Origin of the sequence: Roseomonas sp. BN140053 (genome assembly GCF_047690175.1) — a bacterium.
In the GTDB taxonomy this organism is placed as follows: Bacteria; Pseudomonadota; Alphaproteobacteria; order Acetobacterales; family Acetobacteraceae; genus Roseomonas.
This window is the reverse complement of the sequence record NZ_JBLLEB010000013.1, coordinates 1-15295: the sequence shown is the minus strand read 5'-3', so window position 1 is coordinate 15295 and position 15295 is coordinate 1. Positions and strand designations below refer to the sequence as shown.

Annotated in this window: 12 protein-coding genes; 8 read left to right on the top strand and 4 right to left on the bottom strand. The window is 74.3% G+C overall.

The window, feature by feature from the left end:
- Positions 1-114: 114 nt before the first annotated feature.
- A complete protein-coding gene (locus ACLIBK_RS13615) occupies positions 115-630 on the bottom strand; it encodes a hypothetical protein (RefSeq protein ID WP_415387811.1) in 516 nt (171 codons plus the stop codon).
- Positions 631-715: 85 nt separating this feature from the next.
- Positions 716-1627: a LysR family transcriptional regulator gene (locus tag ACLIBK_RS13610; protein WP_415387810.1), complete on the bottom strand. Its 912-nt coding sequence runs from the start codon at positions 1625-1627 to the stop codon at positions 716-718.
- A gap of 93 nt (positions 1628-1720) precedes the next feature.
- On the opposite strand from ACLIBK_RS13610, the gene ACLIBK_RS13605 reads away from it, so the two are divergent.
- The 4 genes from ACLIBK_RS13605 to ACLIBK_RS13590 all read left to right on the top strand — a co-directional run bounded on the left by ACLIBK_RS13605 (position 1721) and on the right by ACLIBK_RS13590 (position 6579).
- A complete protein-coding gene (locus ACLIBK_RS13605; RefSeq protein WP_415387809.1) occupies positions 1721-2161 on the top strand; it encodes a PACE efflux transporter in 441 nt (146 codons plus the stop codon).
- Between the two features lie 166 nt (positions 2162-2327).
- Positions 2328-3446 (top strand): THUMP domain-containing class I SAM-dependent RNA methyltransferase, encoded by a 1119-nt coding sequence (locus ACLIBK_RS13600; RefSeq protein ID WP_415387808.1) that lies wholly within the window; start codon positions 2328-2330, stop codon positions 3444-3446.
- Positions 3447-3615: 169 nt separating this feature from the next.
- On the top strand, positions 3616-4620 hold the full coding sequence (locus ACLIBK_RS13595) for a Gfo/Idh/MocA family protein (RefSeq protein WP_415387807.1): 1005 nt from the start codon (positions 3616-3618) through the stop codon (positions 4618-4620).
- A gap of 306 nt (positions 4621-4926) precedes the next feature.
- The gene (locus ACLIBK_RS13590) at positions 4927-6579 is read left to right on the top strand and encodes a tannase/feruloyl esterase family alpha/beta hydrolase (RefSeq protein ID WP_415387806.1); all 1653 of its coding nucleotides are present in this window, start codon (positions 4927-4929) and stop codon (positions 6577-6579) included.
- A 300-nt stretch (positions 6580-6879) separates the two neighbouring features.
- Here ACLIBK_RS13590 and ACLIBK_RS13585 read toward each other — a convergent pair whose 3' ends face one another.
- Positions 6880-8319, bottom strand: a complete 1440-nt coding sequence (locus ACLIBK_RS13585; RefSeq protein WP_415387805.1) for an MFS transporter — start codon at positions 8317-8319, stop codon at positions 6880-6882.
- A gap of 312 nt (positions 8320-8631) precedes the next feature.
- Between ACLIBK_RS13585 and ACLIBK_RS13580 the strand changes: the two genes are divergently transcribed.
- The gene (locus tag ACLIBK_RS13580) at positions 8632-9552 is read left to right on the top strand and encodes an EamA family transporter (RefSeq protein ID WP_415387804.1); all 921 of its coding nucleotides are present in this window, start codon (positions 8632-8634) and stop codon (positions 9550-9552) included.
- 401 nt (positions 9553-9953) lie between these two features.
- Here the strand turns inward: ACLIBK_RS13580 and ACLIBK_RS13575 are convergent, their stop codons facing one another.
- Positions 9954-11648 (bottom strand): diguanylate cyclase, encoded by a 1695-nt coding sequence (locus ACLIBK_RS13575; RefSeq protein ID WP_415387803.1) that lies wholly within the window; start codon positions 11646-11648, stop codon positions 9954-9956.
- A 181-nt stretch (positions 11649-11829) separates the two neighbouring features.
- On the opposite strand from ACLIBK_RS13575, the gene ACLIBK_RS13570 reads away from it, so the two are divergent.
- The 3 genes from ACLIBK_RS13570 (at position 11830) to ACLIBK_RS13560 (ending at position 15046) form a co-directional block, all read left to right on the top strand.
- Positions 11830-13224, top strand: a complete 1395-nt coding sequence (locus tag ACLIBK_RS13570) for a glutamate-5-semialdehyde dehydrogenase (protein WP_415387802.1) — start codon at positions 11830-11832, stop codon at positions 13222-13224.
- A gap of 36 nt (positions 13225-13260) precedes the next feature.
- Positions 13261-14127 carry a 2-keto-4-pentenoate hydratase gene (locus tag ACLIBK_RS13565; RefSeq protein ID WP_415387801.1) on the top strand — a complete coding sequence of 289 codons (867 nt, stop codon included), beginning with the start codon at positions 13261-13263 and terminating at the stop codon, positions 14125-14127.
- Positions 14128-14380: 253 nt separating this feature from the next.
- Positions 14381-15046, top strand: coding sequence for a nicotinate-nucleotide adenylyltransferase (locus ACLIBK_RS13560; RefSeq protein ID WP_415387893.1), 666 nt, complete (start codon positions 14381-14383; stop codon positions 15044-15046).
- Positions 15047-15295: the final 249 nt, after the last annotated feature.

The window sequence follows — 15295 nt, the reverse complement described above, 5'->3', positions numbered from 1 at the left end:
TTCGTCAAGCTTCACGGGTGTTCGGGGCGGCGCGGATGGCAGGAATGGCCGGAAATGACAGATCCGCGCCATCCTGCCACGGGCGAGCCACCGGCCACCGCCCGGAGGGCGGCGTCAGATCGACCGCGGCGACCGGAAGGCTTCCCGCACCGTCGGGTTCGGGTGGTTCTGGTGCCGCAGTTCGACGAAGGGATTGGGGCCGCGATACAGGATGTCGATGTTCTTGAAGGGGATATCATCGAGATAGATGATCTCCTTGACCCAGCTGCCTTCGGTGATGAAACCGTCCTTGAACCAGCTGGCCCCTGGCTGATTCAGGAACGAGAAGACGATGCAGTTCGTCGCGCTGGCGCGGTACGTCTCGTTGTCGAAGAACAGCAGCGTGAGGGCATCGGCCGGCCCGAATGCCTGCAAGGAGGGGTTGAGGTAGATGCCGGCCTTGGCGGCGTTGCCCCTGCGGTCCTTTTTCGGCGTTTTCGCGATGAGGCCCGCCTTGTTGATGCCGGCCAGCCCTTCGTGCGAGGTGACGTGGATGTAGATCGGGTTGCCGTTCCACAGCCCCGCGTTCAGCCGCATCTCGAGAATGCTGTCCTTGCCGCCCGTCGGCCGCCAGGGTCGATTGTCGCTCACCGCACTGCTCCCTCGTTGGAACAGCCTATGGCCGCCCTGCCGCCCCGGCAACGTGGCGCGCGCCCCGGCCGGCCCCGGCGGCGCCTCATCCCGGGCCGGTGCCGGGGGCGGACAGGCCGCCGATGCGCTGCGCCGCGAAGCGCTCGCGCAGCCAGGCCGCGGCGGGGCCGCAGGGACGCTGCTTGTGCCACACCAGCTCCAGGGCGATCGGCCAGTCGCCGTCGTCGAACTGCAGGTCGGGCGTCACCAGGTCCGGCGCGGCGGGGGACGCGGCGATGACGTGGTCGGACACGAAGGCCCAGCCGATGCCGTGCTTCACCATCTCCAGGATCACCCAGTGGCTTTCCACCCACCACACCTCGGCGGCCACGCGCAGGCGACGTTTTTCCGGCCCGTCGCTGCGGGCGGCGACCAGGATCTGGCGGTGGCGCTTCAGCTCCTCCCATTCCACCCGCGCCTTGGCCAGTGGGTGGTGGCGGCCGCAGACCAGCTTCAGCGGCACCCAGCCGATGGTCTGGAAGCCCAGCTCCGTCGGCAGCGCTTCCTGCCGCCACATCACGCCCAGGTCGGCGCGGCCGTCCCGCACCATGCGGCTGACATCCTCCATCAGCGGAAACAGCAGTTCCAGCTCCACGAAGGGGAAATGCCGGGCGAAATCCGCGAACAGGGCGCCCAGGGCGTGCTCGGGGTAGAGCTCGTCGATCGCCACCACGAAGCGGTTCTCCACCCGCCGCTCCAGGCTGCTGGCCACGCCGATCAGGTGCTCGCGCCGGTCGAGCACGACGCGGGCTTCCCCCAGCAGCCGCTCCCCCGCCGGGGTGAGGCTGGGATTGCGTCCGGCGCGGCTGAACAGTTCCAGGCCGAGGTCGGCTTCTAGGTTGGCGACCTGCGTGCTGACCGCGGACTGCGCCTTTCGCAGCCGGCGCGCGGCGGCGGAAAAGGAGCCGCCCTCGGCGGCCGCGACGAAGCACTGGAGCTGGTCGAGGGAGACGGCCATCTATCCGGTTTCCCGATACGTCCTAACTTGCTGCCCGGAGTATGGCAGATAGAAAGCGGCGCATCACCCAGGCTTTCCGGGGCAAGAAGAACCATGCGCAGCACACGCGACCGTATCCGCCACGCCCTGCTCTTCGAGGGGGTGGGCCTCCTGCTGATGATCCCGCTGGGGACGCTGCTGTTCGGCCTGCACGCCGCCCAGATGGGCGCGATCGGGGTGGGCAGCAGCCTCGCCGCCACGGCGTGGAACTACGTCTACAACCTGGGCTTCGACCACGCGATGCAGCGCTTCGCCGGGCATACGCGCAAGGGGCTGGGGCTGCGGGTGGCACATGCCGTGCTGTTCGAGGCGGGGCTGCTGCTGATCCTGCTGCCGCCGATCGCCTGGTACCTCGGGATCAGCCTGCTGCAGGCCTTCCTGATGGACGTGGCGATCGCGGGTTTCTACGTGGCCTACGGCTTCGCCTTCAACCTGGCCTATGACCGCCTCTTCCCGCTTCCGGCCTGGCGTGCCGAGGCGGGGGCGGCCGGGTAGCCGGGTCGGGCTGCCGGCCCGCAACGGCCGCCGCGGTGGTTCTTCGCCCCGCGCGATGATACAGGGTCGCGGCGACGCGCCGCCGCCCCTCCCGCGGCCGCCGTCGCCACGCGGGCCGGGTTTGCCGCCGCGAGCCGCCCCCTTCCCTGCCCTGCCGGCGAGCGCGATGACCACGCACAGCGAATTCGAGATCTTCCTGGCGGCGCCGCCGGGCCTGGAAGCCGCGCTGCACGAGGAGGTGCGGGGCAAGGGCTTCAAGCGGCCGCGCACCGTGCCCGGCGGCGTGGTCATCCGCGGCGGCTGGCCGGAGGTGTGGCGCGCCAACCTGTGGCTGCGCGGCGCCGGGCGCGTGCTGGCGCGGATCGCGGCGTTCCGGGCGACGCATTTCGCCCAGCTCGACGCGCTGGCGCACGGCGTGGACTGGGCGGCGGTGCTGCGCCGCGACGTGCCGTTCCGGGTGGAAGCTTCCTGCACGGCCTCGCGCCTGTTTCATTCCGACGCCGTGGCCCAGCGCGTCGCCACCGCCATCCGCGACCGCACCGGCGCGCGGGACGCGCCGGAGGCCGCGGTCACCGTGCGGGCGCGGCTGGAGCACGACCTGTGCACGCTCAGCGTCGATACCTCCGGCGAGCTGCTGCACCGGCGCGGCTACAAGGAGGCGGTGAACGCCGCGCCGATGCGCGAAACCATGGCCGCGCTGTTCCTGGGACAATGCGGCTTCACGGGCGGCGAGCCGGTGCTGGACCCGATGTGCGGCTCGGGCACCTTCGTGATCGAGGCGGCGGAGATCGCGGCGCGGCTCAACCCCGGCCGCAACCGGCACTTCGCCTTCGAGCAGCTGGCGAGCTTCGACGCCGAGGCCTGGGCGCGGCTGCGCGCGGTGCGGAGCGAGCGCCCGCCGGCCGCCCCCTGCCACGGCCGCGACCGCGATGCCGGGGCGATCGCCATGAGCCTGGCCAATGCCGCGCGGGCGGGCGTGACCGGGCACACGGCATTCCGGCAGGGCACGATCAGCGAGCTGCTGCCGCCCGAAGGGCCGCCGGGGCTGGTGATCTGCAACCCGCCCTACGGCACGCGGCTGGGCGACCCGGCGGCGCTGCCGCCGCTGTACCGCACGCTGGGGCAGGTGCTGCGCGGCCGCTTCGCGGGCTGGCGCGTCGGGCTGGTGACCAGTGAGCCGCGGCTGGCCCGGGCCACCGGGCTGCCCTGGCTGCCGACCGCGGCGCCGGTGCCGCATGGCGGGCTGCGGGTGACGCTGTTCCGTACCGCGCCCCTGGCTGGCTAGGCCGGACGCGACCGAGGCGCGACCGGGGGGCGGTGCCGCGCGCCGTCACGCCGCGCTTGTTTCGCCCGGTCCCCCGACCGTAGGAATGGACCCCGGCATCGGGTCCGGCGCGGCGCGAACCGCTTCCCGGACCCGGCGCCGGCCCCCGCCGCACCGGAGTCCCCGCGCGATGTCCGACCAGCTTTCTCCCGAGCGCCTGCGCGTCGGCGTGGTAGGGGCCGGCATCATCGCCGGGGTGCACCTGGGCAACCTCGGCCGCATGCCCGATGTCGAGCTGGTGGGGGTGGCGGACCCCGCGCTGGACCGGGCGCGCGCCGCGGCCGAGCCGCGCGGGGCGCGCGCCTTCGCCGATGCCGAGGAACTGCTGGACGCCGCGGCGCCGGACGCGCTGATCCTGTGCCTGCCGGCCTTCGCGCGCGGCGACATCGTGGCGCAGGCGGCGGCGCGCGGTGTCCACCTGTTCATCGAGAAGCCCGCCGCCCTGACCCTGGCCGAGGCGCGCCGCACCGCCGCGATGGTGGACGGCACCGGGGTGGTGGCGGCGGTGGGCTTCATGTGGCGCTGGACCCCCGCCGCCCGCGCCCTGCGCGGCGCCCTGAAGGGGGAGCCGCACGCGCTGCTGGGGCGGCTGCTGAACGGCCCGCCCGGCCCGGCCTGGAGCTTCGACGCGGCGCTGAGCGGCGGGCTGCTGGTGGAATTCGGCTCCCACCTGCTGGACGCGATGCGCGCCGTGGGCGGCGAGGTCGTGCGGGTGCGGGGCAGCGGCGCGTCCCTGGACCCCGATCCCGGCGGCCGGCGCGGGCCCGACACGGCGCTGCTGGAGCTGGAATTCGGCAGCGGTGCGATGGGTTCGGCGCAGGTCAGCTGGGCACACCGCGGCGCGGCCTGGGACATCACCGCGCTGACGCCGGAGGGCACGCTGGTGTGGCAGCTGGGCCCGGAGCGGCTGGAAGGCTCCGTGTCGGCGGAGCCGGACTGGCCGGCGGGCGGCGCCGACGGCTTCGGCGGCCCCAGCTGGTTCGCCGCGCTGCGCGGCTTCCTGGACGCCGCCCGCGCCGGCAACCCGGCGGCGGTGCGCTCGCCCTACCGGGATGCGGCGCGGTCGCTGGCACTGGCGCTGGCCGCGACGGAGGCGCTGCGGGACGGCGGCTGGGTGGTGGTGCAGCCGGTGTGAGGCGGCGGCGGAGGCAGCCCGACACCGCCGCGACCCGGGGACCGTGGGAGAGCGACGCTGCCGCGCCGATGCCGCGTGCCGCGCCGTGCGCCGCGCTGCGGGCAGCCTGCGGGTGCTTCCGGGCTGGCCGGGCGCCCGCGTCACGCGCCATGCTGCCGGCGGCCGCCGGGCGCTTGCGGGCTGGCCGGGCGTCCGCGCCGCGCTGCCGACGGCGGGTAGGTGCTTCCGAGTTGGCCCGACGCCCGCGGCGCCTTGCAAGGCGCCGCGCCGCGCGTAGCGTGGCGGGACGCGGGAGGAAGAATTCACATGGCGAAACGGGGATCGCGCCCTTGGGCGGGGCTGTTGGCGCGGGCCGGGGGCGCCCTGCTGCTGCCGGCCGTGCTGGCCACGGCGGCCGCGGCGCAAACGCCGCCGCGCGACAGCTGCGCGCGGCTGGCCGGGATGTTCGTGCGGGCGGACGAGATCGGGCTGCCGACCTCCGGCGCGGTGGTGCAGTCGGCCAGCTTCGTGGCGGCGGGGGCGGCGGACAACCCACACGGGGAATACTGCGCCGTGCGCGGGCTGATCGTGCCGGCCTCGGCCGCCGCGCCCAACATGGAATTCCAGGTCAACCTGCCCAGCGAATGGAACGGCAAGGCGCTGCAGCTGGGCGGCGGCGGCTACGACGGGACGCTGGTGACGGGGCTGGGTCCGGCCGGGCTGCAGCCGGCGGAGGCGCCCAGCGCGCTGCGGCAGGGCTTCGCCACGCTGGGCAGCGACGGCGGCCACAAGGGCGCGCCGGGCTTCGACGGCTCCTTCGGGCTGAACGACGAGGCGCTGCTGAACTTCGGGCAGCAGTCGGTCAAGAAGACGCACGACGTTGCGGCGGCCATCATCCGGGCGCGCTACGGTGCGGCGCCGCGGCGCTTCTACTTCATCGGCAACTCGCAGGGCGGGCACGAGGCGCTGGACGCCGCCGCGCGCTACGCCGCCGACTACGACGGGGTGGTGGCGAACTACCCCGCCTACAACGTCACGCTGCTGCACCTGGGGTCGCTGAACGCCGGCCAGGCGCTGTACGGCGAGGGCGGGGCGGGGTGGATCAACCCGGCCAAGACGCGGCTGATCACCGACGCCGTGTTCGCCGCCTGCGACGGTTTGGACGGCGCAGCGGACGGGCTGATCAGCAACGTGGCGGGCTGCAATGCCGCCTTCGGCGTGGCGACGCTGCGCGAGCGGCTGCGCTGCCCGGAGGGGCGCGACGCGGGCGATGGCTGCCTGTCGGACGCGCAGATCGCGGCGGTGGAGCGGATCGCCTCGCCCTACCGGCCGGGCTTCCCGATCGCGGGGATGGCGGAGTTCCCGCGCTGGGCGCTGCTGGAAGGGGCGCGGTTCGAGGGACGCTCGACCTTCGGGACGCGGCCGGTGCCGAACAACCCGCCCACGGCGGAGGACGCGCTGCTGTTCAACGCCGGCGCCGCCACGGTGCAGTTCATCGTCACCCGGCAGCCCGGCTTCGACGCGCTGCGCTTCGACCCCGCCGCCTGGCGGGCGCGGCTGGAGGAGTCCGGGCGGATCATGGACGTGACGGATATCAGCCTGGCGCCGTTCCGGGCGCGCGGGGGCAAGATCATCCTGCTGCACGGCACGGCGGACGACTTCATCACGCCGCACAACACGGTGAACTATTACGAGCGGCAGCGGGCGGCCTTCGGGCAGGAGGGGCTGGACGGGTTCCTGCGCTTCTTCGTGATCCCCGGGCTGGGGCACGGCTTCGGCGCCTTTAACGCCAGGTATGACGGGCTGGGGCTGCTGGACCGCTGGGTGGAGAGTGGCGAGGCGCCGGACGCGCCCGTGGCGCGCGACGGCAACCCGGGTGCCAACCGCAGCCGCCCGATGTGCCGCTACCCGAGCTGGCCGCGCTTCGAGGGCAGCGGGTCGCCGGACGACGCGGCGAGCTTCCGGTGCGTGGTGCCGTGAAGCGCCGCCGCGGGGCGCGATCCCGGCGGGGTGGGGCGCTGCCGCCCGGCGCGTGAGGGGCGTTGCGCCGGGTGGCCCGCGGGGGGCTCTGCCCCCTCGCGCTCCCCCGCCAGGAAACTGAGTTTCCTGGACCTTTTGTTCGTAAAAGAACGGCGCTGGCGGACACGGGATCACTTCGCGGCGGCTACGCCCGCGAAGTGATCCCGTGTCCGCCAGCGCCAACTCACGGCGGGGTCCGGGGACCTACGAGGTCCCCGGCGGGGGGCAGAGCCCCCCGCGGGCCACCCGGCGCAGCGCTCCTCAGGCGCTGGATAGCGGCGCCGCCACGTCCTCCAGGGATTTGCGTTCCGCGGCGAAGCCCAGCTTCCACTCGGTGGCGGCGGCGATCAGCATCAGGCTGGCGCCGAGCAGGTAGCCCCAGAAGATATCCGTGCGCTCGCCGCCCTGGATCAGCGCGCCGAACAGGGCGGGGCCGGCCACGCCGCCGACGCCGGTGCCGATGGCGTAGAAGATGGCGATGCCCATGGCGCGCATCTCCAGCGGGAAGCTTTCCCCCACCGTCAGGTAGGCGGCGGAGGCCGCGGCGGAGGCGAAGAAGAAGATCACCGTCCAGGCCGCAGTCTGTTCTACCGCCGAGAGCCAGCCCTGCGCGAAGGCATAGCCAGTGGCGGCCATCAGCAGCCCGGCCAAGGCGTAGGTGGCGGTGATCATCGGGCGGCGGCCGATGCTGTCGAAGAAGTGGCCCAGGATCAGCGGCCCCGCGAGGTTGCCCAGCGCGAAGGGCAGCATGAACCAGCCGATGGAAGCCGCGGAGATGCCGTAGAACTTGGTCAGCACCAGCGCGTAGGTGAAGAACACCGCGTTGTAGCAGAAGGCCTGGCAGGCCATCAGCACCACGCCCAGCACGGCGCGACGGGGATAGGTGCGGAACAGGGTGGTGGCGACCTCGGCCAGCGAGGTGCCGCTGCGGGGGTTGAGGCGGATCGGGCGGCCCTGCACGGGGGGCAGCGGGCCGTGCTCGCGCTCCACCTGGGCCTCGATGTCGCGCAGGATGGCGGCGGCTTCCTCGGGGCGGCCGTGGGTCATCAGCCAGCGCGGGCTTTCCGGCAGCCAGCGGCGCAGCAGCAGCACGATCAGCGACAGCGCGCCGCCGATGCCGAAGGCCAGGCGCCAGCCCAGCTCGGGGTCGATCACCACGGGGTCCAGCAGCACCACCGCGCCCAGCGCGCCGAAGGCGGCGCCGGCCCAGAAGGTGCCGTTCACCGCCAGGTCGGTGACGCCGCGGCGGCGGGCGGGGATCAGTTCCTGGATGGTGGAGTTCACCGCCGCGTATTCGCCGCCGATGCCGGCCCCGGTGAGGAAGCGGAAGAAGGCGAAGCTCCAGAAATCCCAGCTCAGCCCAGTGCAGATCGTGGCCACGAGGTAGACCAGCAGCGTCACGGTGAAGAGCTTCTTGCGCCCCAGCCGGTCGGTCAGCCAGCCGAAGAACAGCGAGCCGCCCACGGCTCCCAGCAGGTAGGCGGAGGCGGTCAGCCCGACCTGCGTCTCGGTCAGCCGCAGGGAGGGGCTCTGGTGGATGGCGCCGGCCAGCGAGCCCACCAGCGTGACCTCCAGACCGTCCAGGATCCAGGTGATGCCCAGCGCCACCACCACCAGCCAGTGGAAGCGCGACCAGGGCAGGCGGTCGAGCCGGGCGGGCACGTCGGTTTCGAAGCTGGCAGGCGTGGTCACGGATGACATGGAGAATCGGGCCTCCCGGGAGCAGATCGGTTGTTCCCGGAAGCGTCGGGGGGGCCAAAGGTTCCCTGCCCGGCTGCGGGGCAGGTCCGGGCCGGGCGCGCGACGGTGGCGGGAAGCGTCGGCGGAGCGGTTCCGCACCCGGGCGGTGGCCCGCAGTTTTCGTGCCGCGGCCGGTGCGCCGCGGGTTCCGCGCCGGGCCGCGCGGCGCTAACGGGACCTGTGGCAGGAGGGTCCCGCGCCGGGGCCGCGCCCGCCCCTGCGGGAGCACCGGAGAGCCATGCCGAACCCTCTACCCTCCGGGCCGCGACCGGCGTGATCCTGTCGCCCCTCTGGCTGCCGGTCACCCTGCTGGCGGCGCTGTTCCAATCCTGGCGCACGGCGCTGCAGCAGCGGTTGCGCGGCGCCATGTCGGTGAACGCGGCGGGTCTGGTGCGCTACCTCTACGGCGCGCCCACCGCGGCGGTGCTGCTGGGGACGGAGCTGCTGGCCGTGGGCGGCGGGCTGCCGCGGCCAGGCTGGGGCTTCGCGGGCTGGGCGCTGGCAGGCGGGCTGTGCCAGATCCTCGGCACCAACCTGCTGATCATGGCCTTCGGCTACCGCAACTTCGTGGTGGGCACGGCCTACAGCAAGACGGACGCGATCCAGGGCGCCGTGCTGGGCGCCGCCGTGCTGGGGGAAAGGCTGCCGGCCCTGGCCTGGCTGGGGGTGGTCACGGGGGTGGTGGGGACGCTGACCCTGTCGCTGGCGGGGCGGGCGCTGCGGCCGCTGGCGCTGCTGCGCGCCACGGTGCAGCCGGCGGCGCTGTGCGGGCTGGGCGCCGGGCTGTGCTTCGCCGCCACGGGGGTTTGCGTGAAGCTGGCCGCCTCCGGCCTGCCGACGGAAACGGGGGCGCTGCGCCGGGCCCTGTGCGTGCTGCTGGCGATGAACCTCCTGCAGAGCCTGGCTCAGGGCGGCTGGATGGCCTGGCGGGAGCCGGAACAGCTGCGCGGCGCCTTTGCCGGCTGGCGCACGGCGCTGCCGGTGGGGGCGCTCTCGGCCCTGGGTTCGGCCTGCTGGTTCCTGGGCTTCATGCTGGCACCGCTGGGACTGGTGCGCAGCGTCGGGCAAACGGAGATCGTGTTCACCCTGCTGTTCGGCCGCTTCTTCCTGCGCGAAAGCTTCACCCGCGCCGAAGTGCTGGGCGCCGTCACCGTGGTGCTGGGCGTCGTGCTCGTGGTCCTCGCCGGCCCCTGACGCCGGCGCGTCTCGCGGCCGGGCGGTGCGCGTGTCGGGTGGGGCGGTGGTTCCGGGATGTTCCGGCCTGGGCCAGAGGGGCTCTGCCCCTCTGGACACCCCAGGGCGAAGGCGAAGCCTTCGTCCCGCGCGAGGAGCTTAGGCTCCTCGACCTCATGAGTGCCTCCGGCGGGGGCGGGCCGGGACAGCGTTCTCCGGGTGGCCAACGTCAGCCATCCCGCCCCCGCTGGAGGCACTCACGCGGGGTCCGGGGAGTTCGTAACTCCCCGGCTCGGGACAAAGGCTTCGCCTTTGCCCTGGGGTCCAGGGGCAGCGCCTCTGGCCAACGCCAGAACATCCCAGAACCAACCCGCACCACCCGCCCCGCGCCCCCGGCAGCGGATCACGCGCGGCGGCCGGGGTCAGCCGGCGTCGAGCAACTGCAGGCCCGGGCCGGCCTTTTCCGCCGCGGTCGGCGCCAGCACCACGCGGTTGCGGCCGCCCTGCTTGGCGGCATAGAGGGCCGCGTCGGCCAGGCGGATGGTTTCCGTGACGTTGCCGCCGTGGGTGGGGATGGCGGCCACGCCGGCAGAGATGGTGACGCGCGGCAGGGCGGAATCGGCGCCCTCGTGCATGGCGGCGACGCGGTTACGCAGGTCCTCCATGCGGTCGCGAGCGGCGGCGGGGTCGCAATCGGGCAGCAGCAGCAGGATCTCCTCGCCGCCGTAGCGGCAGGCGACGTCGCCGCGGCGCAGCGTGCCGGTGATCAGGGCGCCAAGGGCGCGCAGCACGGCGTCGCCGGCGGCGTGGCCGTGGCGGTCGTTGACCTGCTTGAAGTGGTCCACGTCCAGCATCACCACGGACAGGGCTTCGCCGCGGCGGTCGGCCTGGCCGGCGTAGCGTTCCGAGACTTCTTCCAGGAAGCGGCGGTTGTACAGGCCGGTGAGCGGGTCGCGCAGCGCCTGGCCGCGCAGCTTCTCGCGCAGCGACAGGTTGGCCAGCGCCATGGACACGCCGTCCGCGAAGGCGACCGCCAGGTCGCGATTCGGGATCGGGCCGGGGCGGCCGGCCACGGCGCAGCCGAACTGCATCACCCCGTAGAGTTCGCCGCGCGCGGTCATCGGCACTTCCAGCCCGGGCAGGCCGTTGTGGACATGCTCGCAGGGCACGCCCAGGGCGGGGCCGTAGAGATGCGGCCGGCCGCGCTTCAGCGCCCAGCACTCGCCGGGGGAAAAATGGTCCGGCCCGGCCAGAACCATGCCGTCGGGCCAGACGGCCGTGCAGTCCAGCCGGTCGCGGCTGTTGTTGAACACGAACAGCGCGCCGGGCACGCCGGGCAGCACCTCGGGCGCGGTGTGCAGCACGACGCGGCGCAGGTCGGCCTCGTCCTGGCAGGCCTGCAGCATCTCGCTCATGCGCAGCAGGCTGCCGACCTCCTCGTTGCGGGCGTTCAGCTCGCTGCGGGCGGCAACCTCGGACAGGCTGCGGCGGCGGAGCTGGAGGGCGGCCAGCACCAGGGCGCCCAGGCTCACGGCGGTGCTGAGCAGCACCAGCCACAGGATGCGGGTCTGCACCTGCCCCATCTCGCGCGCCAGCGCCTCGGCGAGGGTGCTGCGGTGGGCGATGTAGCGTTCCAGCACCATGCGCACGCCGCCCGCCTGCTGCTGCGGCACGCCGGTCCGCGCCTCGGCGATCACCTGCTCGCGCTCGCCGGCCTGGAGGCGCGCCAGCACCTCCCGCCGGGCGGCGACGACGCGGATCACCGGGCCGAGGATGGGCGGCGTGTTGGCATCGACGGGGCTCGCGTCCACGGCGGCGGCGATGCGGCGGGCATCGCCATTCTCCAGCAGGGTTGCCGCACGGTCGAAGCGGCCGAGTTCCTGCGGGTTGCCGTAGAGGATGTAGCCGCGCAGCGCGGCCTCGCTTTCCAGCAGGGCGGTGAGCAGCTGGCGGGCATCGGCGGCTTCATCGGCCGCCTGTTCCTCGGCGGCCTGGATGCGCAGCCCTTCCCAGTTGCCCTGGACGGCGGCGCCGCTGCCCAGCAGCACGGCAAGGACGACGCCCAGCACCAAGTACCGGGCGAGGCGGGCTTCGGGGTTGGGGCTGCTCTTGAACATGGGTCGCTTTATACGGGAGATGGCATCAACCCCAAGTTGAGTTTTTGTGGGAAGAACACGCGTGGTCCGGGTAATTCCCCGGCTGGGGAGAGGTTGCAGCCAAGCCCCAGGTGAATTGCACGACCGGCCGCGCGGTGCGCCGGCGTTGCTGGGCGGCCAGGCGTCGCGGGCTGCGCCGGGCATGGCGGCGGGCCGGGCGTTGCGGGGCGGGCGTTGCGGGGCGGGGACGCGGCGGGCGGGACGGATGCACCGTGTCCGGCGGCGGAACGCGCTTCCCCCTCCGGTGCGGAAGCGCTACGCCGGGGTCACCATGAACGCCATTCCCGACAGCGCTTCGGCGCAACTCGCCACCGCCGCCCAGGCCGCCCGCGACGCGTCGCGCGTGCTGGCCCGCGCGCCGGGGCCAGTGCGGGATGCCGCCCTGCGCGCCGCCGCGGCGGCGCTGCGGGCGGACCAGGCGGCGGTGCTGGCAGCCAATGCCGCCGACCTCGACGCCGCGCAGGGTTTGACCGGGGCGTTTCGCGACCGGCTCACCCTGACTCCCGCGCGGGTGGAGGCGATGGCCGCGGGGCTGGAGGAGATCGCCGCCCTGCCCGATCCCGTGAACCGGGTGTTGGGTGAATGGACGCGGCCCAACGGGCTGGTGATCCGCCGGGTGGCGCAGCCCCTGGGCGTGATCGGCATGATCTACGAGAGCCGGCCCAACGTGGGCGCCGATGCCGCCGGGCTGTGCCTGAAGGCGGGCAGCGCGGTGATCCTGCGCGGCGGGTCGGAAAGCGCGCGCTCGGCGGCGGCGATCCACCGCTGCATCGCCGCTGGGCTGCGCCAGGCCGGGCTGCCGGAAGCCTGCGTGCAGATCCCCCCCAACACCGACCGCGCCTTCGTAGGCGCCATGCTGCGCGCGGCGGGGCTGATCGACCTCCTCGTGCCGCGCGGCGGCAAGGGGCTGGTGACGCGGGTGCTGGAGGAGGCGCGGGTGCCCGTGCTCGCGCATGCGGAAGGGCTCTGCCACACCTTCGTGCACGCCGCGGCCGACCCGGAGATGGCGCGGGCGGTGCTGGCCAACGCCAAGATGCGCCGCACCGGCGTGTGCGGGGCGACCGAAACGCTGCTGATCGACGCGCCCGTGGCGGCGTCGCTGCTGCCGCCCCTGGTGGAGGAGCTGCGCGCCCTGGGCTGCGCCTTTCGCGCCGATGAGCGGGCGCGCGCGGTGCTGCCCGAACTGCCCGCCGCCACCGAGGCCGATTTCGCCACCGAATGGCTGGACGCGATGCTGAGCATCGCCGTGGTGAACGGGGTGGAGGGTGCCGTCGCGCATATCGCCCGCTTCGGCAGCGAGCACACGGAAGCGATCATCACGCAGGATGAGGCCGCGGCGCGGCAGTTCCTGGACGGCATCGGCTCGGCGGTGGGGATCTGGAACGCCTCCACCCAGTTCTGCGACGGTGGCGAGTTCGGCTTCGGCGGCGAGATCGGCATCGCCACCGGCCGGCTGCACGCGCGCGGCCCGGTGGGCGTGGAGCAACTCTGCACCTACCGCTATCATGTCCTGGGAACCGGCCAGACGCGCCCCTGAAGGCGCCGCCACCGGTTTCCGGGAGAACGAGCCGAGATGCGTCGCAACACCCTCGCCGCCCTGGCGCTGGCCCCCTTGGTCCTGGCCGGCGCCGCCCGGGCCGCCTGTCCGGACGATGCCGCGATGGCGGCGATGGCGGCCTCGCTGCTGAACAACACCCCCGTGCCGCCGCCGGCGCCGGGCATGTCCCTGGCCGAGGGGCTGTGCGCCCAGAACAGGCTGGTCCCCATCATGGAACGCTCGCTGGGGCGGGTGGTGGGCTGGAAGGTCGGGCTGACCAACGACGCGGCGCAGACCCGCTTCCGCACGCCGCACCCGCTGGCCGCGCCGATCTACGAGGCCACGGTGCGGGCACGATCCGGCGACACGCTGCCGGCGCGCTTCGCCGCGGTGCCGGTGGTGGAATCCGACCTGCTGGTGCGGGTGCGCGACGCCGGCATCAACACCGCGGGCGCGGACCACGTGGCGATCCTGCGGCACCTCGACCAGGTGATCCCGTTCATCGAGCTGCCGGACCTGGCGCTGGCCGACCTGGGGCAAATGGACGGGCCGAACCTGCTGGCGGTGGGCGTGGGCGCCCGGCTGGGCGTGGTGGGCGAAGCCTTCGAGCCGCCGGCCACCGCCGAGTTCGCCGCCCGGCTGGGCAGCATGCGCGTGCGGCTGGTCAACGAGCAGCGCGAGCTGAGCGAGGCCCCCGGCACGGCGCTGCTGGGCCATCCGCTGAACGTGATCCCCTGGCTGGTGGGCGACCTCGCGGCGCGGGGCACGGCACTGAAGCCGGGGGACCTGATCTCGCTGGGCGGGTTTTCCCCTGCCCTGCCGGCGGAAGCGGGGCGCACGGTGACGGCGACCTATACGGGGCTGCGCGAGCAGCCCGTGTCCGTCAGCGTTTCGCTGCGCTGAGCACCCGGGCAAACAGGGCCGCCGCGTGGCCGCGCCCGCGGGTCCGGCGGCCACCGCCGTGCCCGGCGGGGTGGTGCCGCGCCTGCCGCACGGGATTGCCGGACCTGGGTCCGGCGCGGGCGGCGCAACGCCCCGCGCTGTTCGGCGCGCTGCCTGGCCGGGGGGTGCCGGCGTGACCGCCCTGCCCCCGCGCTCCCTGTCGGCCGAGGCGCTGCCGGACGACGTGATCGAGGTGCTGCCGTCCCGCCGCCCCCTGGCCGAGCCCGGCCCGCGCGGCGACGGGCGGCAGGCGCGGATCGGGCTGCTGGGCGGGTCCTTCAACCCCGCCCACCGCGGGCACCAGCACGTGGCGGAATGCGCCCTGCGCGCGCTGCGGCTGGATGCGGTGTGGCTGCTGGTGTCGCCGGGCAATCCGCTGAAGGCGCGGGCCGGCATGGCGCCGTTCCGCCAGCGCCTCCTCACGGCGCGCGCCATTGCCGACGGCCGGCGGGTGCTGGCCACGGAGATCGAGGCGGCGCTGGGCTATCGCCGCACGGAGCGCACCCTGGCGCGGCTGCACCAGCTGTTTCCGCGCGTGCGCTTCGTGTTCATCATCGGTGCCGACAACCTGTGGCAGCTGCCGCGCTGGGGCGGCTGGCGGCGCCTGGCGCGGCGCACGGCGCTGGCGGTGCTGCCGCGGCCGGACTGGACGCGCCGAGCGCTGCACGGGCAGGCCGCCGCGGCGCTGCAGCACGGGCGGCGGCGGCCGGGGGCGCTGCTGGCCGCCCCGCCGGACGGCACGCCGCGCTGGACACTGATCCCGGCGCGCGAGGACGCCGCTTCCGCCACCGCGCTGCGGGCGCTGCACGCGCCCTGGGGCATCCCGCCGATCGCCGGGCGGCGCAACCGCGGCGCCGGTCCGCGCATTGCGGCTGACTAGAACTGCCGCTGCCCCGCCCGCCCCGGGCATCTCCGGCGCGGGCGGGGCGGCGGCCACATCCACGAGAACACAGGAGGCGGTTATCGCCCGCACCCCCGAGGACGCGACCAAGTCCCCCAAGCCCCGCCGCAGCCCGGCGAAGAGCCCCGCCGCCGGCAAGGCGGGAACCTCCCGTGCCGCCGCGGCGGCCGCCCCCAAGCGCGGCCGTGCCGCCGCCGAGGCCGAGGCACCCGCGCCGCGGGCCCCGCG